At 36.4% G+C, this 23,537-nt stretch carries 20 protein-coding genes; 8 read left to right on the plus strand and 12 right to left on the minus strand.

Annotated elements, in window-relative coordinates; all coding sequences use genetic code 11:
• Positions 1-8 precede the first annotated feature (8 nt).
• The 6 genes from WH188_RS22360 to WH188_RS22385 all read left to right on the plus strand — a co-directional run bounded on the left by WH188_RS22360 (position 9) and on the right by WH188_RS22385 (position 8,118).
• On the plus strand, positions 9-2,624 hold the full coding sequence (locus WH188_RS22360; protein ID WP_339424677.1) for a carboxypeptidase-like regulatory domain-containing protein: 2,616 nt from the start codon (positions 9-11) through the stop codon (positions 2,622-2,624).
• 111 nt (positions 2,625-2,735) lie between these two features.
• Entirely contained in the window at positions 2,736-3,503 is a 768-nt protein-coding gene (locus tag WH188_RS22365) for an enoyl-CoA hydratase/isomerase family protein (RefSeq protein ID WP_132771712.1), read from the plus strand.
• A gap of 110 nt (positions 3,504-3,613) precedes the next feature.
• The gene (locus WH188_RS22370; RefSeq protein WP_339424678.1) at positions 3,614-4,297 is read left to right on the plus strand and encodes a hypothetical protein; all 684 of its coding nucleotides are present in this window, start codon (positions 3,614-3,616) and stop codon (positions 4,295-4,297) included.
• Positions 4,298-4,375: 78 nt separating this feature from the next.
• Positions 4,376-6,109, plus strand: a complete 1,734-nt coding sequence (locus tag WH188_RS22375; RefSeq protein ID WP_132771714.1) for a phospho-sugar mutase — start codon at positions 4,376-4,378, stop codon at positions 6,107-6,109.
• 8 nt (positions 6,110-6,117) lie between these two features.
• A complete protein-coding gene (locus WH188_RS22380) occupies positions 6,118-6,660 on the plus strand; it encodes an NUDIX hydrolase (protein ID WP_021189368.1) in 543 nt (180 codons plus the stop codon).
• Positions 6,661-6,804: 144 nt separating this feature from the next.
• Positions 6,805-8,118 (plus strand): hypothetical protein, encoded by a 1,314-nt coding sequence (locus tag WH188_RS22385; protein ID WP_021189151.1) that lies wholly within the window; start codon positions 6,805-6,807, stop codon positions 8,116-8,118.
• Between the two features lie 47 nt (positions 8,119-8,165).
• Here the strand turns inward: WH188_RS22385 and WH188_RS22390 are convergent, their stop codons facing one another.
• The 9 genes from WH188_RS22390 to rpmB form a co-directional block, all read right to left on the minus strand.
• Entirely contained in the window at positions 8,166-8,996 is an 831-nt protein-coding gene (locus WH188_RS22390) for an N-acetylmuramoyl-L-alanine amidase (RefSeq protein ID WP_132844912.1), read from the minus strand.
• 490 nt (positions 8,997-9,486) lie between these two features.
• Positions 9,487-12,360, minus strand: coding sequence for an aminomethyl-transferring glycine dehydrogenase (gcvP, locus tag WH188_RS22395; protein ID WP_339424679.1), 2,874 nt, complete (start codon positions 12,358-12,360; stop codon positions 9,487-9,489).
• Positions 12,361-12,725: 365 nt separating this feature from the next.
• Positions 12,726-15,893 (minus strand): TonB-dependent receptor, encoded by a 3,168-nt coding sequence (locus WH188_RS22400; RefSeq protein ID WP_021189154.1) that lies wholly within the window; start codon positions 15,891-15,893, stop codon positions 12,726-12,728.
• A gap of 110 nt (positions 15,894-16,003) precedes the next feature.
• Positions 16,004-17,593 (minus strand): bacillithiol biosynthesis cysteine-adding enzyme BshC, encoded by a 1,590-nt coding sequence (bshC, locus tag WH188_RS22405; protein ID WP_339424680.1) that lies wholly within the window; start codon positions 17,591-17,593, stop codon positions 16,004-16,006.
• 122 nt (positions 17,594-17,715) lie between these two features.
• The gene (gene rimO, locus WH188_RS22410; RefSeq protein ID WP_021189157.1) at positions 17,716-19,050 is read right to left on the minus strand and encodes a 30S ribosomal protein S12 methylthiotransferase RimO; all 1,335 of its coding nucleotides are present in this window, start codon (positions 19,048-19,050) and stop codon (positions 17,716-17,718) included.
• Positions 19,051-19,064: 14 nt separating this feature from the next.
• Positions 19,065-20,027: a signal recognition particle-docking protein FtsY gene (gene ftsY / locus WH188_RS22415; RefSeq protein WP_021189158.1), complete on the minus strand. Its 963-nt coding sequence runs from the start codon at positions 20,025-20,027 to the stop codon at positions 19,065-19,067.
• A 170-nt stretch (positions 20,028-20,197) separates the two neighbouring features.
• Positions 20,198-20,365 (minus strand): DUF4295 domain-containing protein, encoded by a 168-nt coding sequence (locus WH188_RS22420; protein WP_021189159.1) that lies wholly within the window; start codon positions 20,363-20,365, stop codon positions 20,198-20,200.
• Between the two features lie 47 nt (positions 20,366-20,412).
• Positions 20,413-20,595, minus strand: coding sequence for a 50S ribosomal protein L33 (rpmG, locus tag WH188_RS22425; RefSeq protein ID WP_002998409.1), 183 nt, complete (start codon positions 20,593-20,595; stop codon positions 20,413-20,415).
• An 81-nt stretch (positions 20,596-20,676) separates the two neighbouring features.
• Positions 20,677-20,910, minus strand: coding sequence for a 50S ribosomal protein L28 (gene rpmB / locus WH188_RS22430; RefSeq protein ID WP_021189160.1), 234 nt, complete (start codon positions 20,908-20,910; stop codon positions 20,677-20,679).
• Positions 20,911-21,353: 443 nt separating this feature from the next.
• On the opposite strand from rpmB, the gene recO reads away from it, so the two are divergent.
• Together recO and WH188_RS22440 are read left to right on the plus strand one after the other, a co-directional pair.
• On the plus strand, positions 21,354-22,076 hold the full coding sequence (gene recO / locus WH188_RS22435) for a DNA repair protein RecO (RefSeq protein ID WP_168127978.1): 723 nt from the start codon (positions 21,354-21,356) through the stop codon (positions 22,074-22,076).
• Between the two features lie 73 nt (positions 22,077-22,149).
• On the plus strand, positions 22,150-22,599 hold the full coding sequence (locus WH188_RS22440; protein WP_168127979.1) for a DUF805 domain-containing protein: 450 nt from the start codon (positions 22,150-22,152) through the stop codon (positions 22,597-22,599).
• An 80-nt stretch (positions 22,600-22,679) separates the two neighbouring features.
• Here WH188_RS22440 and WH188_RS22445 read toward each other — a convergent pair whose 3' ends face one another.
• The 3 genes from WH188_RS22445 to WH188_RS22450 all read right to left on the minus strand — a co-directional run bounded on the left by WH188_RS22445 (position 22,680) and on the right by WH188_RS22450 (position 23,507).
• A complete protein-coding gene (locus WH188_RS22445; RefSeq protein WP_132771720.1) occupies positions 22,680-22,928 on the minus strand; it encodes a hypothetical protein in 249 nt (82 codons plus the stop codon).
• The gene (locus WH188_RS26365; protein ID WP_132771721.1) at positions 22,925-23,239 is read right to left on the minus strand and encodes a DUF2752 domain-containing protein; all 315 of its coding nucleotides are present in this window, start codon (positions 23,237-23,239) and stop codon (positions 22,925-22,927) included. The genes WH188_RS22445 and WH188_RS26365 overlap by 4 nt, the downstream gene beginning before the upstream one ends.
• Before the next feature lie 76 nt (positions 23,240-23,315).
• On the minus strand, positions 23,316-23,507 hold the full coding sequence (locus WH188_RS22450) for a cold-shock protein (RefSeq protein WP_038695072.1): 192 nt from the start codon (positions 23,505-23,507) through the stop codon (positions 23,316-23,318).
• Positions 23,508-23,537 lie beyond the last annotated feature (30 nt).

Here is a 23,537-nt window from a genome sequence, read left to right on the forward strand (position 1 = left end):
TTCCCTTTATGTCATTAGGACAAACGGATATCCGACAGTTCATCGATAAATTAGGAAATTATGCTGCAAGAAATCCAAAAGAAAAAATCCATGTTCATATGGACAAAGAAAGCTATTCAGCTGGTGAAAATATTTGGATGAAGCTTTACTGCACACTTACACCAGACAACCTCTTATCCGGAGTAAGCCAAGTTGCCTACATTGATTTAATATCTCCAGATAACAAAACAGTGAATACCTTAAAAATTCCCTTAACCGCTGGTTTAGGAATTGCTGATCTGACCTTATCAGACACGCTCATAGAAGGCTCCTATCGTATACGCGCTTATACACAATGGATGAGAAATGATAGTGCAGCCTACTTCTTTGACAAAACAGTGCCCATCTATAACGGTCGTTCGGATAATATTATGACCGGTGATGAAATCATCTACGATGGAGAGAAAAAATACTATGCAATAAAACTAAAAACATTATCAGGAGTTCCCCTGCCAGAAATTAATATTAACTACAAAACCCATCTCAAGAATGGAAAACAAAGAGCATCACGCGAAAAAACAGATCAGCAGGGTCAGCTATTGATTGATCTTAAAGATATACCTGCAGGTGAAATCATCAATTTGTCTTTTAAATCAATAGACGGAATAATAATTCGTAAAACATTTACCGTTCCAGCAGATAAATCAAGTAACAGCCTGCAAATACTACCCGAATCAGGCAACATTATAAACCAACTACACACTAAAATAGGCTTTAAAGCTCTTAATAGTAAAGGACTGGGAGAAAAGTGCACCATTATCATTATGGAAAGCAACAAGGAGAAGATAGTCGAGATGGAAACCAGTCCGCTCGGTATGGTCAGCTATCCTTTTGTTTTGGATGCAAAATTAAAATATACAGCCATAGCGACATTTACCGACGGCACTAAAACAGAAACACCTTTTCCGTCAATCAGCATGTCAGGACTAAACATGAATGTGGGCAATCTTACTGATGACAGGGTCTTTGTACAGGTTAATGCTAGCCCTGATCAAATCAATCAGCAAGAAATCTATCTTATCGCCCAATATAATGGAAATTCATTTCATGTTTCCAAGCAAAAATTGAATAAAAACGAAGTCCTTTTTTCCATCCCCAGACAAAATCTGCCTCAGGGAGTTATACAGTTATCCATATTGGATGCAACCCTAAAGCCTTTACTAGAACGAATGATTTTCAACTATCGGGCTGATAAGATTCTTCCTATCGAAGCAACCGCTGATAAACCCACCTATGGAACCCGTCAAAAAGTAAACATTAGCGTTTTAAGCGGAAACACCACAGACTCCATTCGGGTTGGTTCATTATCAGCATCAGTTGTTAATAGCAATAAAACCCAGATTGATACTCCCTATAGATCCAGCATATATACGTCCTTGCTATTAAGTTCGGAAATAAATGGATTCATAGAAAACCCCAACTATTATTTTTCAGATAGTAAAGACATTAAAAAAAGTGATCTGGATAATCTGATGCTGATACAAGGGTGGAGAAAATTAGACTGGGCAAAAATAGATGAAATGTCTGATCCAAAATATAATTTTGAAAAAAATATATCCATATCAGGAACAATAAAAAAACTTGGTAGAAAAGCGGTTGTGCCAAAAGCAACTGTTACTCTGATCCCTACAACCAATATGACTGCCGCTATTGATACGCTAACGAACGAAGCTGGAAAATTTTCTTTTGATGACCTGTTATTTACCGACAGTATCAAATTCATTATGACGGCAAAATCCGATAAAGATAAAAATAGACTGGACATTGAGCTTGATGAAATCGAGGAACCAGCAAATGGTATCAATAAAAATTTACCTGAAGTACTGAACAATATAAACACCAAATACTTAGGAAATATAAAAAATGCACAAGCCCACTTTGCACAGCTAGAAGCCGCTGGACTCAAACAGCGCTCCATACAACTCGAAGAAGTTAAAATTACCCGCACAGCAATAAAAAAGGCCGTTGCCAATTCAAGTAACTTAAATGGACCAGGCAATGCCGATCAAGTACTTACAGAAGAGGATCTGTCAAACTGCAGTACATTAGAACAATGTCTAGTCGGACGACTCACAGGTGTGATGTGGAGGAACGGCGTACCTTACAATACCCGAGGCAACGGACCTATGCAGGTTGTCCTCGACGGCATGTACATAGAAGGTGATCAGATCTCGATGTTAAGTGCCGCGGATGTAGGGAGTATTGAGGTCCTGAGAAACATTAATCATACTGCAATCTATGGTTCATATGGAGGCAATGGTTTAATTGTAATTACAACAAAAAGAGGCAATGGCGCTACAACTGCATTTAAACCAACAGGCATTCGTACCATTATACCGAAAGGCTTTAACCTGAGTCGAACATTTTATAAACCGAGCTACGAAGCAAAAAATGTATCAAAAATAGTTTCAGATTTAAGAACGACAATACACTGGGAACCCAACATCATTACCGATCAAGTTGGAAAAGCAAGCTTCGATTTTTATACTTCGGACGAAAAAGGTCCATATACAATAATTTTGGAAGGTATAGACTTCAATGGAAAGATAGGCAGGAAAGAAATTAATATAAATGTGGTTGAATAAATTTACAAGAACAGAAATCTTATGAAATATCCATATAGTACAAACTGCACAAACACCAATGAAAATACGTTGGATATTCCATATGGCCTTTTTAAAAAAAAATAATTACATATGAAACATATACAAATCAAAACGGAAGACCGTATCGCGAACATATTTTTAGACCGAGGAAAATCCAATGCAATGGATACGGTGCTGCTTGAAGAACTAAATGCTTGTATACACGATTTAAAATCAGATGTGGCTATTGAAGGTGTTATCATTCATGGCAAAGAAGGTTTTTTCAGCGCCGGTTTAGATCTGATCACATTATATGAATACAATGAAACCGAAATCAGAGCCTTCTGGTCACTCTTTTTCAAAACAACACGTGATCTAGCTTCGTTTCCAAAACCAATTGTATCAGCAATTTCGGGTCATAGCCCTGCAGGAGGATGTGTTATCGCAATCTGTTGTGATTATAGGATCATGGCAGAAGGAAATTTTATTATCGGCCTAAACGAAATTCCAGTTGGATTAATTGTACCAGAAAGTATATTTCACCTTTATAGCTTTTGGCTAGGGAAAGGGAATGCCTATCGCTTTTTACTTGAGGGAAAATTACTGTCACCACAAGAAGCCCTTACAGTAGGTCTTGTTGATGAAGTCGTGCCAGCAAATGCAATTCACACCGCCGCTTTACGCAAGATCAAATCAGTAACCCAGTTTGATAAAGAAACATGGAAAACCTGCAAATTGAACTTCAGAAAAGAACTTCTAGAAAACCTCGGCGCAAAAGAGGAAGAAACGATTGAAAAAATATTAGAGCAATGGTGGAAGCCCTCAACTCGTAGTATTCTAAAAACAATCATACACAATTTAACGAACAAAACTAAATAATTCAATTAATTTAAGATTAACGTACAACGTATTTGAATAAAGCAACCGTTGTTCTATTTTTGTAATTAACTCGGATTAATTAAAATCCGCACAAGTAGATGATAATAACCATGGTGAAAAAAATATTGGGAGTCTGGCTCATTGCAGTTTTTCTTTTCAGCAGTTGCAATAGAACTGCTGAAAAAAAGGAAAGTCAACTGGATTCTATCGATACGATAGCAAAAGATACACTGCCGATCCCATCAGATTCAACAGATACGATCCAAGAACAAGCACCACAGGGCGAATCATTAGACGCGACCATAATGAATATTATTCAAGCATTTAACAAACAAGATTCCAAGGCGTTAAACAATTATATTGACAAAACGGTCGGTTATTACACCATCTATAGACCTGGAGTGCAAGCCATCTATACACATGCTGTGGCTTTTGATTTCAATCATCCAATACCCGATTATTACCCTTATCCGCATACCAATTTCTTAGGAAAGGTTACTATAGGGCAATTGCCAGTATATGACTGCGGAAAAGAGGCCTGGAATAAAAAAGGGTTATTTTGTAATAACAAACAACATCCAACAGAACTATCGCATACCGCAAAATTCATGAACGAGATCTCGGATGCTAAAATATCAAATGCTGAAATTCAAAAACTAAAAGCTTTAGAAGCTAAAAGTTACCGCATCATACTAACCGATAAAAACGCTCCACTTATCTTCCACATCACAAATAAAAATGGTAAGTGGATGTTTACGGTACTTGATCGTGCTTATGGTGGATGTGATGCCTAACAATAATGATTTATTTCACATTAAAAGCATTACATTCCTAAAAAATATTTACTTTGACAGTTTAAATTCACAATAACAATGAATAGTCTAGATCAGGATTTACAAGCAAAAGTCAACCAATGGCTTAGCTCAGAATACGATGAAGCAACAAGAGCTGCTTTACAAATTTTAATTGATAACAACGAAGTAACTGAACTAACAGATTCATTCTATAAAGATTTAGAATTTGGGACAGGAGGTTTACGTGGTATCATGGGTGTAGGATCCAATAGGATAAATAAGTATACCATCGGTAAAGCAACTCAGGGGTTGGCAAACTATCTAAAAAAGCAATTTCCAAATCAGGTCATTAAAGTAGCTGTAGCTTACGACAGCCGCAACAACTCGCAAAGCCTAGGAAAGCTGGTGGCTGATGTATTTGCGGCAAATGGAATCCAAGTATATTTATTTAATGAACTGCGTCCAACACCTGTACTATCATTTGCAATCCGTCACTTTGCCTGCCAAAGCGGGGTCATGCTTACCGCTTCACATAATCCAAAAGAATATAATGGCTATAAGGCCTATTGGAACGACGGATGCCAATTAACAGCTCCGCACGATATAAATGTCATTACAGAAGTTAATGCTATCCATAGCGTTTCGCAAATATCATTTCAGCCAATTCCAGAAAATATTATACCTGTAGGTGATGAAATTGATGAAATTTACATTAATGAAAATAAAAAATTAAGTATCCACCCGGAGGCTGTAGAAGCTCAAAAAGATCTTAAAATCGTATTTTCTCCCATTCATGGAACAGGAATTACAATTGTTCCAAAATTATTGGAAGCGTGGGGATTTAACAATGTTTCCATTGTAGAAGAACAAGCCACTCCAGATGGTAATTTTCCAACAGTTATTTATCCTAATCCAGAAGAAGAAGATGCTATGGCATTAGCCAAGAGAAAAGGTGAAGAGCTGGATGCTGATCTCGTACTAGCAACAGATCCCGATGCTGATCGCGTTGGAATCGCAGTTAAAAACGATAAAGGTAGTTTTCAATTACTGAACGGTAACCAGATCGGTAGTCTACTTGTTTATTATGTATTAAGTTCTAAAAAAGAACAAAATCAACTTAATAACAATCCCTATGTTGTAAAAACAATCGTCACAACAAATCTTCAAGCTGAAATTGCCAACCATTTTAATGTACCTTACTATGAGACCTTAACTGGATTCAAATATATTGGCGAACTAATGACCAAATTAGGCGATTCAGCGACATATTTAGTTGGCGGAGAAGAAAGCTATGGTTACTTAGTCGGAAGTCTTGTACGTGATAAGGATGCCCCAAATGCATGCGCATTCTTAGCAGAGATGACCGCCTATTACAAATCGAAAGGCAAATCTTTATATGAAGTTCTCCTTGACCTGTATCAAGAATTTGGATGCTACCAAGAAAAATTAGTTTCATTAACTAAAAAAGGTAAAGCTGGTGCAGAAGAAATCAAAGCAATGATGAGTAACCTGCGTGCCAATTTGCCTAAATCTTTAGGAGGCATAGCTGTTGTAGAAGTTCGTGATTATGAAAATTCGGTCGCCATAGATATAGCCACCGGTACTAAAACAGTCATTGATCTCCCGAAATCGGACGTCTTACAATTTATCACTGTAGATGGTGATGTTATTTCTGCGAGACCATCAGGAACAGAACCTAAAATAAAATTTTATTGTTCAGTAAAAGCACCATTAACAGCTAAATCGCACTATGAACAGCTCCAAAAAGAGTTAGCCACAAAAGTGGACCGAATGATGGCCGATATTATTTAATCGTACGAATGGAAAAGTGGAAATTACTATCATCAGAATATATCTCGAAAGCACCTTGGGCTACCTTACGAAGGGATACCTGTGAGTTGCCTAACGGCAGTATTAATGATCATTACTATGTGCTAGAATATCCAAACTGGGTCAATATGGTCGGTATAACGGAAGACAATAAGTTGATCGTCATCAAACAATATAGACACGCTGCCGGCGAGGTTATTCTTGAAATACCGGCAGGAACGATGGAAGAAGGAGAAGATCCACAATTTACAGCGGAGCGAGAAATGCTTGAAGAGACAGGTTATTCTTTTACCAAGATTGAAAAAATTGCGGAACTTTATGCCAACCCTGCTACAAGTAAAAATATTACACATACTTACCTCATGCAGGGAGGAAAGAAGATCCAGGAGCAAGACCTAGATGAAAGTGAGCAAATAGATGTTTATTTGATTTCTATCGAAGAAGCAAAAGAATTGCTGTTGCAAAATAAATTTGGTCAGGCACTTCAAAGTTCAGCCTTATTTTATGCCTTTCACAAATTGAAAATATTTTAAGCATATTTAAATTAAAATTTCATACAGACCAGTAACAAAAGGGTTATTTTGATATCAAAATAACCCTTTTGTTATAAATTGATCAAATATCATCTTCCCTCCCATTCCTTTTCTGCAGGCTATCATTTTTTGTACCTTTGTACCATGGTAAGAGAAATATTTGAAACCAAAAGAAAAGCACTGAAAATAAATCTGAATCCGGAGATTTACGGCACCTTTGCTGAAATTGGAGCGGGTCAAGAAGTTGCACGTAACTTTTTCAATGCAGGGGCGGCATCTGGAACAATCGCCAAAACAATGTCGGCTTACGACATGACTTTTAGCGATGCCATCTACGGAGAAGAAGAGGATGGCAGATATGTAAGCCGCACGCGTTTAACGAAAATGCTAAAACACGAGTTCGATTTATTAACCAAGCGCTTACATGGTGAAAAATACTGTAACAAAAAGTTCTTCGCTTTTGCCGACACCGTTACTACGCTAAACTTTACAAAAACAAATGAACCTCATGGTTGGATTGGTGTCAGATTTCAACACGAAGTCGACGGCCCTACCAACGATATCATTATACACGTAAGACTGCTAGATAGCGACAACCAGCTACAACAAAAAGTATTGGGTATCATTGGAGTCAACCTCCTTTTCGCAGCCTATTATTATACCGATAACGTGCAGACGATGATTGAGTCATTAGTCGACAATCTATCTGTAGGCTCTGTAGAAATTGATCTTGTAAAAGTAACTGGCCCGTTGTTTGAAAATGTCAATGAAAGATTGATCAATTTATACCTCATTGCTAAAGGTTTTGCAAAGGCCGCAATCTTTAAACCAGATGGCAAAGCCGCACAGATCAAAGATTACCTTTACAAAAAGAATATCATTCTTCTAAGAACGAAATATAGACAAAAATCTCTACCTAACTTTGATCTATTCAATCTTGCTGTAGATCAATTTAAGAAAAACACAGGCGCAACATCAGAAAACACAGTAGTCCTGATAGAGGTATTAATGGGCAATGTACTTGAAGAGGATCATATCATTACCGATAAAGATCTCGAAGAATTTGCACACCGTGCCGAAGAGCTATGTTCAACAGGCAATAATATCATCGTCAGCAATTTCAGAAGAAATAATCATCTTGCTGAGTTTATCAATAATTTCAAACCAAAAAATATTGGTATTGCGACAAACGTTTCCAATTTAAGAAATATCTTTAATTCGGATAATTACAACAAGGAGCATTACACCAATGAACTTCTTTCCTATATTTCGGGAATGTTCAATAAGAATATCAAGCTATATGCATACCCATACTTATTGAAAAAAGAAAATAAGATTATCACCACAAAAAATATGGCCGTTTCTGAAGAAGCCAAACCATTATTTGATTTCTTAATTAAAAATGGCTACATCATAGACATTGAGAATTACGATATCAAATATGTTAAGACGGTATAGATGTCACAATAACAATAAAGAGCTCCAAAATTTGGAGCTCTTTATTGTTATAAGAACTTTTTATAGATCGAATATAATATCTTCAGATCATTTTCCTTCAGCGTAGCGACATTTGCATTCGTCTGGATGTAATGCTGTTTAAATGCCTTAATAGCTGCATCCAAATTCTTTACATCGTAACCAATAATTCTCAAAGCCAGTTTTGGATTAAAATCAATTGGTGGAGTTTCCAGATATTCTTCATACCAGTAACCAAAACCCTTATCTGCTAATACCTTCCAGGGAAATCGTGATGGATCATTTTTACGAGTTGGAGCTAAGTCCATATGACCAATGAAGTTTGCTTGAGGGATGTTATATTTCACTTTAAGATACGAAAGTAACTCGGTCAGTGCATTAATCTGTGCATCTGTCCAAGGATCTGTTGTTCCATTATTATCTAATTCAATTCCAATAGAAGAAGAATTTAGATCCGTATCATTACCCCATTTACCAATTCCTGCATGATGTGCACGATAATAATCATTGACCATCTGCACCACTTTACCGGTACGGCCAACAACATAATGAGCACTTACACCCGCCTTTTCAGAATGAAAGGTACGTATGGTCTGTCCCAGTGAATCCTGAGCAGTATGATGAATCACAACATAGTTTGGTTTGCGAATCCCAAAGTTTATCGATGCGATCCATTCTTTTTCAACCGATAGCGGTAATTTACCGATAGCTTGGTTGATAACAGGACTTGTAGCATATTCTTTGGCAAGTAACTTTGCTTTTTTCTTATAGACTTTCTCAGTTGCGGCATACCTACCTGTCGAACAGGAAGCAAATAGCGCTGTCATCACTAAAAAAGTTATTGTTGATTTTACTTTCATTATTAATATAATTACTTCAGGAGCACTTAATCTCATTTATGCATGATTAATACGTATTCCAATATCTTGCTTTTCCGTCCAGTAAATATTCCGTCAGCAAGCTATTCACAAAAATGATATCATCATTATTGATGCTGCACAAAAAAGACAATCCGCGTCGTTAGTTAAGTCATGTAAACTTGGATTTTCATTAAAACACAAAACAAACTTAGATAAATTTGTTTTATTTACAATTATAAATGCATCATATATAAGACATCTTCTTTCTTTTACCTTTTTTGAGATTCATCATTTAGCTATGACAATCCTCTCTCTACTGCTGCTACAAATGAATTATATTTAATCTTACTTCCTCAAAAAGTTAAGGTATTGAGCTGTCTACCATCTATCATGAGCAATATCCTTAAGATGACATGCTCAATATTATCTTTTACAAAAAAAGCCTTCATCTGTATTAGATGAAGGCCTTTTTATTTTATTATATTTTTGATTAAGCTTCTGCGTACTCTTCAATAGAAGGACATGAACAAATTAATGTTCTATCTCCTTGTGAATCGTTTACACGACCAACAGAAGGCCAGAACTTACGATCTTTTAAATAAGCCAAAGGATACGCAGCTGTTTGGCGAGAATAAGATCTAGTCCACTCGTCAGCAGTTACAACAGATGCAGTATGAGGCGCATTTTTCAATACGTTATCAGCCTGATCTACATCACCCGCTTCAACCGCAGCAACTTCTTGGCGAATAGCGATCAAAGCATCACAGAAACGATCTAATTCAGCTTTAGACTCAGACTCAGTAGGCTCAACCATCAAAGTACCCGCTACAGGGAAAGAAACTGTTGGAGCATGGAAACTATAATCCATCAAACGTTTTGCGATATCAGCAACTTCAACACCCACATTTTTATATGCACGGCAATCTAAGATCATCTCGTGTGCACAACGTCCATTTACGCCAGAATATAATACTGGGTAGTGGTTTTCCAAACGAGCTTTAATATAATTTGCATTTAAAATTGCAGTTTTTGTAGCGTTCGTTAATCCATCTCCACCCATCATTGCGATATAAGCATGCGAGATAATTAAGATAGAAGCAGAACCAAATGGCGCCGCAGATACTGCAGTGATACCCTCTTCACCAGAAACTTCAACCACTTCGTGATTAGGTAAGAAAGGTACTAAGTGTGCCGCAACACCGATTGGCCCCATACCAGGACCACCACCACCGTGAGGGATACAGAATGTCTTATGTAAGTTCAGGTGACAAACGTCAGCACCGATACGACCAGGGCTTGTTAAACCAACCTGCGCATTCATATTCGCTCCATCCATATAAACCTGTCCACCATTTGCATGGATAATTTCACAGATTTCAATAATAGGTTCTTCAAATACCCCATGCGTAGATGGGTAAGTCACCATAAATGAGTTTAAATTCGCGGCATGCTCTGCTGCTTTTACTTTTAAATCCTCAACATCAATGTTACCACGATCATCACATTTAACAACCACAACTTTCAATCCAGCCATAGAAGCGGAAGCAGGGTTTGTACCGTGAGCGGAAGCAGGAATTAAACAAATGTTACGGTTATGGTCTCCACGACTTTCATGGTAAGCACGAATAACCATTAAACCGGCATACTCTCCTTGAGCACCAGAGTTTGGTTGGAAACTCATCTTAGCAAAACCTGTAATTTCAGATAACCACTCATTCAACTCACCGATCAACTGCATATAACCAGAAGTTTGATCTGCAGGAGCGAATGGATGTAAACCGCCGAAGTTAGCCCATGTAACTGGAGTCATTTCAGCAGTAGCATTCAATTTCATTGTACATGATCCCAATGGAATCATAGAATGACATAATGATAAATCTTTTGCTTCCAAAGATTTGATGTAACGTAACATCTCACTCTCTGAGTGGTAGCTATTGAAAACTGGGTGTGTTAAGTAATCAGAAGTACGAACCAAATCAGCAGGAAGAGCTGATGTTAAAGATGCCTCGATAGATTCGAAATCAACATCAGCCAAATTTTTAGCTTTTACTTTAGCAAATACTTTAACAATCGTTAAAATGTCTTCATAAGTCGTTGACTCATCAATAGAGATACCTACAACAGAACCTACATAATTGAAGTTCATTTCATTATTTAAAGCCTCAGATTTTAATCCAGCAACTTCACCACCTAATTCAAAACGAACAGTATCAAAGTAGTTTTTGTTCAATTGCGTATAACCCAACTGTTGAACAGCTTGGTCTAACAATTGAGCCAAATCGTGAATACGGCTAGCAATATTCTTGATTCCCTGAGGACCATGATATACGGCATAGAATGACGCCATAATTGCTAATAAAGCCTGTGCAGTACAGATATTAGATGATGCTTTATCACGACGGATATGCTGCTCACGAGTCTGTAATGCCATACGCAATGCGTAATTGCCATTAGAATCTGTCGTAACACCGATAATACGGCCTGGAATATTACGCTTAAAAGCGTCTTTAGTTGCGAAAAAAGCAGCGTGAGGACCACCGAAACCCATTGGTACACCGAAACGTTGTGAATTACCAACAACAACATCAGCACCCCATTCTCCCGGAGGAGTTAATAACGTTAAACTCATTAAGTCTGCAGCGGCACAAACAGTAATGTTTTTGGCATGCGCAGCAGCAGTAAAAGCTTTATAATCTATAATTGAACCATCTGCAGTAGGATATTGAACAAATGCAGCGAATACATCATCCGTTAAACTGTCTTCAGAAATAGCTTCAATACGAAGTTCAATTCCAAAAGATAATGCACGAGTTCTTAATACATCGATCGTTTGTGGATAAGCATTTTCAGAAACCAAGAAAACATTAGCCGCTTTGTTTTTACGAGCCGAATAAAGCATAAACATACCTTCAGCCGCAGCAGTAGCTTCATCTAATAAAGACGCATTCGCGATCTCTAATCCTGTTAAATCACAAATAACCGTTTGAAAATTTAACAAAGCCTGAAGACGACCTTGTGCAATCTCTGCCTGATAAGGTGTATACTGTGTATACCATCCTGGATTCTCAAAGACGTTTCTTTGAATAACACCTGGTAAAATCACATCAAAATAACCTTGTCCGATATAAGACTTGAAAACTTTATTTTTTTCTGCAATTTGTTTTACCCTTTTCAAATAAGCGACTTCGCTTAAAGCAGCAGGCAATTGTAAAGCTTGTTTTGCACGAATCTGTGCAGGAACAGTTTGCTCAATAAGTTGGTCAAGCGAGTCAACGCCTAAAAATTCCAACATTTCTCTCGTTTCAACCGATCTTGGTCCGTTGTGACGATCTTCAAATTTTTCTTGAAAATGTATGTTACTCATGTGTGCAAAAAATTAGTGCCTTTCGCTAGATTCTTACCTTTTTTGGTTTTATTAAAAATAATAGCAAAACAGCTGCTTTTTGGATGTGCAAAGATACATTTTTTCAAGTCCTAAAAAAAGCAGATTATGTCTGTAAAAATAATTATTAGAATACCCATACAAAACAATCGTTTGCGATCTCATCTGCACACAAAATTTAAGCTCAATTTCATCATCTAGAGCAAGATTCTATGTTACCCGACATAATTCCTGATAACAAATGCTCGTTATGCACGATGTCAGTTCGCTTATCACCCATACCAAAATAAAATCATAAAAAAAGGGCCTTTTCTCATTTTGAAAAGACCCTCTTATAAGTTGAAATATTAGAAAGAGTAACGTAAACCTAATTGAAATTGATATGGATTTCCAGAACGTGAGATCACTCCCGTATTTGCTACGCTATAATTATACTGCTGTAATGTCGCATCAAACTGAGGTAAAGCATTTCCGTCAGTATCTTTTCCACCCAAAGCATATAATCTCTGGTTCCCAATGGCTTCATTTACACCCCAAGTTTTCTTAAATAAGTTGGCAACGTTAAAGAGATCACCAGATACCTCCAAAGCATGGTTTTTGTATAAATTGAACTTTTTAGCGACCCTAAGATCAATTAAGCCATAGAAACCATTTATCCCTCCGTTACGTTTTGCTATTTTACCCTCATATTCCTTAATATAATCTTTGAGGCTTTGATTGGCAGCATTATCCAATAAGTTATTTAAACCATCTACTATACGTTTTGGCGTACTTGGATTATTTGGATCAAAAATATAAGCTAGATCATTATCATTGCTGACAAAATCGCCGTTGATATTACCTCCTGCCAACAGACTATAACGTGTTCCTCCAATACCCGAATAACGAACACCTACACTCACGCCATAAAATGTTGGCAAAGTACCATATATAACCAATTTATTGCGGAATTGATTATTGGAATAACTCATCTCACTTAAATCTCTTGGATCATCTTTCACTGCTAAAGACAGTGTTGCTGTATTGGCCACATTTCCATTGAAAGAAGTATTATCCTTCACGTCATTCCACGTATAACTGACAGAAATAGATCCATCCTTATAGTATTGGTAACTGGCATCCAATACCACTGCAAATTGGTTGACCTTTCCTTTAGAATTCATTTCCAAAACACGTCCGTATTTATTAGAAATCCTTCCCTGCTTCCAATCTGGAGCACCAGCAACGATAGAAGATGCAGGAACATATACGCCCCTGTTGTCTTCATTCGCTAATCTAAAGAAAGGATCATTTACCATATTACGATCTACATACATATAATTATTACGTCCCAAATTCATATATCCTGAAAGACTCGCTTTGAGTTTTTCTGTAAAGAAATGCGTATAAGATACGTTTGCCTTATACACCACTGGAATCTTCGCGTCAGATCCATAGGTATTAATGGTCGGTGTTTGAAATTGTGCCAATGTTGGCGTAGAAGAAGGATCTTTTCTATATCCAATAAAATCAGGATTAGGCACATCTTTACCACGCACATCTACAGTCGCAAAATGCTTACCATCAAAGGTCAGATTATTGATCGTCATATAATTGTTGATATCCGAAGCAAAGATACCTCCTCCAATACGGAAAAAGTCTTTCCGTTCCTCATTCACATCCCAGGTCATCTGAAATCGCGGTTGAGCTACAAAAGACTTCAGTTTATGATCCGTACGTACACCAACTTCTTTTAACAAATCTTCGTTCAGAGGAGAAGTTGGGTAATGTCCATAATCCAATCTTAATCCTGCTACTAAATCCAAACCTTTAGCTAATTTGGTCTGTAGCTGTCCATAAACACCCGCATTAAATATTTTGCCGACAACCGTTGGATCTGCCATCAATGGAACTTCACGATAATAATTGTACGGCACCATTGCTTCAAAATTTTGTAAAGCAGTATTTCCGTTATCGCTTGGTCTAAAGTGGAAGCGTCCATTCACTTCGCTACCATACACTGAATTTGCATGCGTATACATTAAGTCAACACCAAAAGTATAATTTATATTGTCTGTACTGTAATAGATATTATCTACAAGCTGAAATACATTATTTTTAAAAGCTTCCTGAGCAAAACGATGTCCACCCAATTGCAGTGTTTTAGTACCAGTGGTAGATTTTATATCCTCTACAATTGCGCGCGGAATATTTTTACTCGGTAAAAGATCCCCTGGACTACTACTCTGATAAGTATAAAGGTGCTGTACTTTTAATTCATTGGTTATTTTAGGAGAAATCGTTGTACGCAATGTCGCTAATAAGCTATTGTCAATATTTTTATCATTTCCATAAGATTCATACATCATGATATCCTTATTATCCTGCAAGCCAAGCCTATTCATATCGTTTGTAAAATTGTTACGGATGGTCAAGAGGTTCTTGTCATTAATTTGCCAATCAATACGACCAAAGATCGCATTTGATGGACGTATTTTGTCAAAAGAACCTGTCTGTGCCTCCTGGCCCATACCATATTTTCTTTGTCCGATGTCAACAAACTTATCCAGATTGTCTCTTGTAATGCCAAAACGTTCTTCATCTGCAGTAGAGGTTATATCGGCTATAATTAATGGGCGAGCATCACGTTGATGATCCCAAGCGACAAAGTAATGAAGCTTATCTTTAATGATTGGTCCCCCCAAAGTGAATCCATATTGGTAAGTGGAGAAATCATTCATCCGCTTTTTACCATTGATATCATTAGGACTGGATAGCCAATCAGCCCGAGAATACAACCAAGCACTACCCTGTGTCTTATTAGTTCCTTGTTTTGTCACAGCACTTACAGTACCCCCACCTGCTCTGCCATAAGTCACATCATATTGATTGGTCACCACTTTAAATTCCCGGACAGCTTCAATCGAAATCGAAAATGGTGCCCCGCTTCTGCTTGTTGTTGAACCGGCAGATGTTGGATTCTTTGCGTTCATACCATCAATGGTAAAGTTGGTCGAAGAACCAAGCTGACCACCTATATTATCACCTTTACTCAATGGTGATAGATCCATTAAAGAGGTAAAGTTTCTTCCATTAACCGGCAATTTTGCGATATCCTTTGCCGTGACGGCAGTTGCGGCACCTAAATTTTCAACCTGATTTTTTAATGTATTTGTACCTTTAATCTCTACTGTCTCTAGTACATTTGAAGAATTTTGAATGGAAATATTCAATCGAACAATATCACCCTGATTTAAATTATATCCGGTCCGAACCTGTTCACCATATCCAACATAGGAAACTTTCAATATATAAGGACCGCCCAATGGTAGCTCTTTAAAATTATAATCGCCATTTGCATTGGTAGATGTTTTTGTGGTGAAGCCTGTCGATTCATTTCGAACCTCTACAGAAGCGCCTTGAACACCTTTAGCGTGCTCGTCTGTAATCTTTCCAGCAAAACCAGCCTGAGTTGTCTGCGCATACAAACCAGTACCAATGACAGTTAAACATGTTGTGAGTAGAAATTCTTTCATCTAGTATTTTGTTACATTGTTATGCAACAAATCTAACCCCCCCCTGTTAACTAGAACTGAACTGTGTGTTATCAAATTATAAATGAAAAAAGTCAGCTTTGAGCTGACTTTTAATAGAGTATCGTAAACTTAAAATCCAATGGATTAAAATGCTTATAAAGTTCATCGAATAAGGTATCTCCATATTTAACATAGAGAAGACCAAAATTCTCAGACCGTTCCTGCAATCCACCACCTGGAAACAGACGTTCTTTGATATGGTCGATATTAGACAATGCATCTTTATGATTCCGCTTTTCGGCACGCATTAATTTCTTTTCCAGATTATTAATAGCTTTTTTTAACCGTGCTTTAATCGCTTCCGTACTTGGTGATAAACTAGGATCTATCTTGTGCGTACGAAGCTTTATTTTTCCGAATATGGCATTTAGCTCCATCCATTCATCATTTAGATTTAAACGATGTTTCGTTTGCCGACGCACAAATTCCTTCTTTAGAATTTCACTATCCCGGAATATACTTTTAAAAGTAAGATCCTGTCTAAAAATCTTAGACACCACATTATCTTCAGTAATCATGGCAGAATTACGTGGTATTAAAATTGGAAAATCAATTCCATATTGATCAAAATTAGCTTTTAGCTGCATCCAATAAACCATTTCTGCCCCACCACCAATATAAGCTAAATTAGGCAAGATGATTTCCTGGTACATAGGACGCATAACCACATTCGGACTGAATCTTTCTGGGTATGTATCTATTTCCTTTTCAAGCTCCGCTTTTGTAAAGTAAATATCCTGATGTAAAACCTCATAACGGCCATCAGCATTTAAAACAATACGTTCGCGAAATTCATCTGTCAGATAGAAAAAATTGATTTCACGAGCATGCACCTGTGTGGCAAAACCGGCTTTTTCCAAAGACTCAGAAGTCTCTTCTATTGCTTTAAAGCTTTTTTCTGTTAAAATATCTTCTGCTATGATCGGTTTAAAAACGGTTTTTAACGTTTTGTCATCAGCATCAATAATAAGCAGGCCAAATTTCTTAAACAATTCATGTACAAGATATCGGGTAGCATCGGCTAAATTATCATGCTTGAGATAAGCATTCTCAACAATACAGGCAAGTTTACAAGAATGCTCAGAAAGCCCTAAAACACCGGTATACTGCTTTACTGCCTGAACAATAGAATCCGTATCCATCCTTCCTGTAGCTGAAACCGCGGGAGTATCCCAAACGATTTTTTTGCCTGACAATTTCGTATGGTTTATTTCCGCAAAATCATGATCTTCCGTAGCCATCCAATAAACAGGAACAAATTCTTTCTCTGGAAACCTGACTTTAAGATCATCTGCTAAACGAATAGCTGTTATGATTTTAAAGATAAAATATAATGGACCAGTAAAAATATTGAGTTGATGTCCCGTTGTAATGGTATATGCGTTATCAGCAAGTAATTTATCAATGTTTGCTGCAACGTGAGGTGCGGATTCTAATAAATCCCCATATTGTGCTTTTAATCGATCAACTAAAAGCGTACGCGAAAGAAAAGGTTTTTTTTCATTAATTTGCTTTTCAAAACCAGCGAAAGTTGGCCAATTCCCGATAAAGGGAACTAAAGCCTCATCCTGATTTAAATAAGCAATAAGTGTCTTAGAAAAGCTGTTGGTTTCGCTGTAGTCTATATAAGTTGCTTTCATTCGTGATTACATTTGCACTAAAAACAGAGTAATATACATAATTGCTATACAAAATAAGCAATTAATATTTTCTCTGCGCACAAATGTAGTGTTTACGAATAAAAGCAACGATTGGATCGCTATTATTTGACAATAGATCCATATAAATCAAAGTCTTCAGCGCGGTCCACTTTAACATTTACAAAATCACCGATTCGGGCATAGTTTGTTTTTGCATCAAGTATAACCTCATTATCAACTTCTGGAGAGTCATATTCTGTTCTGCCAATAAAGTAATCGCCGTCCACACGGTCAATTAATACTTTATAGGTATTTCCTATTTTATCTTGATTGATCTCAAAAGAAATTCCTTGTTGTACTTCCATGATCGCTTCTACACGCTCCTGTTTTACTTCTTCAGGGACATTATCTTCCAATGAATGCGCATGTGTTTTCTCTTCATGCGAATAAGTAAAACATCCTAAGCGGTCAAAACGTGTTTCCTCAACCCATTCCAACATCTCTTGAAAATCTTGCTCAGTTTCATCAGGATAACCACAGATTAACGTTGTACGCAAAGCAATATTAGGAACTTTATCACGGATCTTATTAACCAAATCAATCTGTTTTTGCTTACTTGTACCGCGACGCATTGAAGTCAACATACGATCAGAAATATGTTGCAATGGCATATCTAAGTAATTACAGATATTTGAACGTTCATTCATCGCATCAAGAATATCCATTGGGAATCCAGAAGGATAAGCATATTGCAAACGAATCCAATCGATACCATCAACATCAGATAAATGACGCATCAAGTCAGAAAGGTTACGCTTTCCATAAATATCTAATCCGTAATAGGTTAAATCCTGTGCAATCAATATCAATTCTTTCGTTCCATTAGAAGCTAAGAATTTTGCTTCTTTCACTAAATCATCAATTGATTTTGAAACATGCTTACCACGCATTAACGGAATCGCACAGAATGAACATGGACGGTTACAACCTTCGGCGATCTTAAAGTAAGAATAGTGCGACGGTGTGGTCAGCATACGCTCACCCAAAAGTTCATGGCGATAATCTGCACCAATAGATTTTAATAAATCAGGTAAGTCATTTGTACCAAAATAACCGTCTACGTTTGTAATCTCAGATTGTAGCTCAGGTTTATAGCGCTCAGAAAGACAGCCTGTGACGATGACCTTATTGATCTTGCCCTCATCTTTCAACTCTGAAAACTGTAAGATCGTATCAATAGACTCCTGTTTGGCATTATCGATAAAACCACAGGTATTGATAACAACAATATCGTTCTCCTGAATATTAGTAGCCTCGTGTACAACTTCTATTTGATTACCTTTTAATTGTCCCATCAATACTTCACTATCGTGAATATTTTTAGAACAACCCAATGTAACCACATTCACACGGGGTTTTGACTTTGGCTCTACAGCCTTACTATATTTTGTTTTCATATAATGGATGTGGATTACTTGAACAGCGAATCCACAAACTCTTTTTTGTTGAATAACTGTAAATCGCCGATTTTCTCACCGACACCAATATATTTTACAGGTATTTTAAATTGATCAGATATACCGATAACTACCCCACCCTTTGCGGTACCATCAAGTTTAGTCAATGCTAAGGCATTGACATCAGTTGCTTGTGTAAATTGAGTACATTGTTCTATGGCATTTTGTCCTGTAGAGGCATCAAGAACCAATAGAATTTCATGTGGAGCACCAGGAATAACCTTTTGCATGACATTTTTTATTTTCCCCAACTCATTCATCAATCCAACCTTGTTATGAAGACGACCTGCTGTATCAATAATACAGACATCATCACCGTTAGATAAGGCCGATTGGACTGCATCATAAGCAACAGAAGCAGGGTCAGATCCCATTGCCTGTGCAACAACACGAACACCTACACGTTCCCCCCAAAGCTTGATTTGTTCTACGGCAGCAGCACGAAAAGTATCGGCAGCACCCAAAACAACTTTATTGCCAGCTGCTTTCAACTGATGTGCCAGTTTTCCAATTGTTGTTGTTTTTCCAACACCGTTTACACCGACCACCATGATAACATATGGTTTGTGATTACCGTACTCAAAGTTTTCAAAATCAGAACTGTTGTTTTCCGCTAATAATTCCTGAATCTCTTCCTTCAATAACGTATTTAACTCTGAGGTTGAAACATATTTATCACGTGCAACACGCGCCTGAATACGGTCAACAATTTTCAGCGTTGTTGTCACACCCACATCCGAGGTCACCAATATTTCTTCCAAATTATCTAAAACATCATCATCGATAGTTGATTTACCAACAACTGCTTTTGTAATTTTAGAAAAGAAACCCTCTTTAGTCTTTTCCAAACTTTTATCTAAAGCTTCTTGGGCTTCAGGAGTTTCTTGTTTCTTCTTGAAAAAATCGAATAATCCCATTGATATATGTTCCGCTTATGAATTCATTATTATTTATCTTCCGACCAGTATAAAATACCGATTGCCAAAGATAGATATTTGAAACCAACAAAAAAAGCCCTTTCGGTGTATACCAAAACGGCTATTTTTTTGAATTCTTTTTAAAGAAAAACTTTAAAAAAGGAAAATTACTAGTTATTTTTTGCAGCCTCTGCTAAAGTATCTTTTACTTTATCATTGTGAATCATCGCCTCTTTGAAAGTATAAGCTCCCGTTTTAGTCGATTTAGTAGTAATAATAACCTTTGTATATTCTTTACCGCCACCTTTTTGTAACGATGCAACAGATTTCTTTGCCATGGTATTAATATTTTAACTTAGTGCTTACACAGCAACTAAGATGTGAATTACTTAATTTCTTTGTGAACAGTAACTTTTCTCAATACTGGGTTGAATTTTTTCAATTCTAAACGCTCAGTTGTATTTTTCTTGTTCTTAGTAGTGATGTAACGAGACATTCCCGGAAGACCACTTTCTTTGTGTTCAGTACATTCTAAGATAACTTGTACTCTATTTCCTTTTTTAGCCATTGTTTTACTTTATTTTGAATCCTATAAAATGCTAGGATTGAAATTCATGAATGATATTTTATGCAACAGGCGAAAAATCAATTAAATTGATCCTTTTTTTATGAACTTACCGATAGCATTAGTGATACCGATTTTGTTGATAGTTTTAATCGCCGAAGTCGAAACTTTTAATGTAATCCAACGATCTTCTTCTGGAATGAAGAAACGTTTTGTTTGCAAATTTGGGTAAAATTTACGTTTTGTTTTAGCGTTAGAATTAGATACATTATATCCATTCATTGCTGTTTTGCCTGTTAAATCACAAATTCTTGACATGATATTATGTTATTTTGTTGTCTTAATTTAAATATATCTTTTCGCAAAGAGTGTGCAAATATCTATATTTATTTTGTTAAATGCAACAATTTTAAGGATTTATTTTTAAAAAAATAAATATCCAGGCCTTGGTAAAGGCAAAAATAATGTATTTAATTATATTATATTTGCTTAAACATAGAAAATAGTTTTCAACAATTCACACTTGTAAACATCATGAATAAATATTTACGCAGAGGACTATTAGAAATTATACTTGCTGTTATACTCATCCTGGTCAGTTATTATCTAATGAAATTACAAAACAATTGGTATAAACCGATTATGATTTTAGGAGTAATTTCTTTTGGAGTCGGGTTTCTTCGTATTATTTATCGCCTGATACGCAAGATTGATAGAAATGCATTGTTAGAAATGCGAAAAGGAAAAAAAGATAAATAAATATGCTTCATAAAACTAGGGGTATTGTACTAAAAACCACCAATTATTCTGAAAGCAGCGTCGTATCTCAAATTTATACGGAACACTTTGGCTTGCAATCATACCTTGTGAATGGTGCCCGCAAACCCAAAGCTAAAATTAGATCGGGGTTCTTACAGGCCTTACATCCTTTAGATATGGTTGTAACCTTTAAAGATAACAATACCCTACATCGCATAAATGAAGCACGGCAGGTACCTCCTTTAAAAAGTATACCTTACGATATTGTTAAAAGCTCATTAGCCATATTTCTCAATGAAGTGCTCTACAAAATCTTAAGGGAACAATCTGGAGATCCATTTCTTTTTGAATATTTGTATCAAGCGATACTTTGGCTTGATAACTCTGAAACAAATCTGGCAAATTTTCATTTGGTATTTCTTATTAACTTAAGTCGTTTTCTGGGTTTTTACCCTGTTGAAGCTGCGAAAAACTATCCCTATTTCAATTTGGAATCTGCCACTTTCTCCAATCAGCTTCCCGAACATCCCTATGTACTACAGGAACCTCATACCACACTCTTTAGAAAATTGATGGCAACAGAATTCAACTCCTCCGAAGATATCAAAATGAGTACTAAAGATCGCCAAATACTTTTAGAAAAAATAATCGACTACTACAGACTACATCTCACGAATTTCAGAGAAATAAAATCGCTCTATATCTTAGAAGAAATCTTTCATTAAATCATCTAATTGAAATTTATTTCCTTACTTTTAGATATACTTTAATAAAAAAACCTAATTAAAACTTAACATTATGGAATGGTTTCTGAAAGTCGTTCGCGACAACTATGCAAATTTTGATGGTCGAGCCCGCAGAAAAGAATACTGGATGTTCGCGTTATTTAACTTTATCATCTCCTGTATTCTTGGAATTCTTGCTTACATAGCTAATGTTTTTTACTACCTGAGTATTATTGTTTCTCTTGCACTAATAATACCAAGTATAGCAGTAGCAGTTAGACGTCTTCATGATATTAATAAGTCAGGATGGATGATCCTATTGTGTCTAATACCATTCGTCAACTTTTATTTAATATATCTTTTCTTTTTAGAAGGAGATAAAGGTCCTAACGAATATGGTCAAGATCCAAAGGCTGACGAAAATGATAATCCATTTGCAGACCAGAATCCTTTCGGACATATTCCTCCGCCCCCTCCTTCTGAAAGAGGCAATAATGACCCCTTTGCTCCTCATAATTCGTAAATAAATACAGCTGATATAGATTAAATCAATTACATAGATCAATCTATATCAGCTGTATTTAATATCTTGATTATGGTATTTTAAAAAATACCGCCACCAACAGCCAAACGAAACCCACCAAGTACAATTGCAATGACACATAAAATAATGCCAGTCTTTGGCTGGTTATTTGGTTGCACATTGACATCATTGTAAGCAATCAAACTAACGATCAAACCTACTACAGCAAAAGGAATATTAAGCCAGTTTAACCAACCTAAACAAGGGATAAATGCCACTAACATCCCGATTAAGGATAGAATACCCAATAGTAATCCTGCTATTCTCATAGTTTCTTATGGTTTATAATTTTTTCACTTATAAAGATAATAGAATTTACGATAATCAATGAAAACAAAATTATGCTTCCACGATTAAACTGATGAGCCAGTGAGAAATCTCCTTCTTTAATTTTTAAAAATGCCCTTGTCATACCACATAGCATACATTCCGTCCCTTTTAGCTTTGATGGACAAATCGGCGCAGCTACAAGTAATAAAGAACTATCTAAAACAAACAGTACTACTAAAAAAAGAAGCATACAAATGGAAATTAGATTCCATACAATATAAAAAGGCTCCCGAAACTCATTAAATTTCATAATTAGAAGTGTATAAAAAAGCCCGATTTCGTTCTGAAATCGGGCTTTTCTACAATAAATATATCTTAAAATCTGATTAGATAACTTTTACATTTACCGCATTAAGACCTTTACGACCTTGTTCTACTTCGTAAGAAACGTTGTCATTTTCACGAATTTTGTCTACTAAACCAGAAACGTGAACGAAGATTTCGCTCTCGCCTGAATTTGGAATGATGAAACCGAAACCTTTGGTTTCATTAAAGAATTTTACTACTCCTTCTTGCATTGTTTTATTGTATTAAATTTCTTAAAGATA

Source organism: Sphingobacterium sp. MYb388 (assembly GCF_037479535.1).
In the GTDB taxonomy this organism is placed as follows: Bacteria; Bacteroidota; Bacteroidia; order Sphingobacteriales; family Sphingobacteriaceae; genus Sphingobacterium; species Sphingobacterium anhuiense.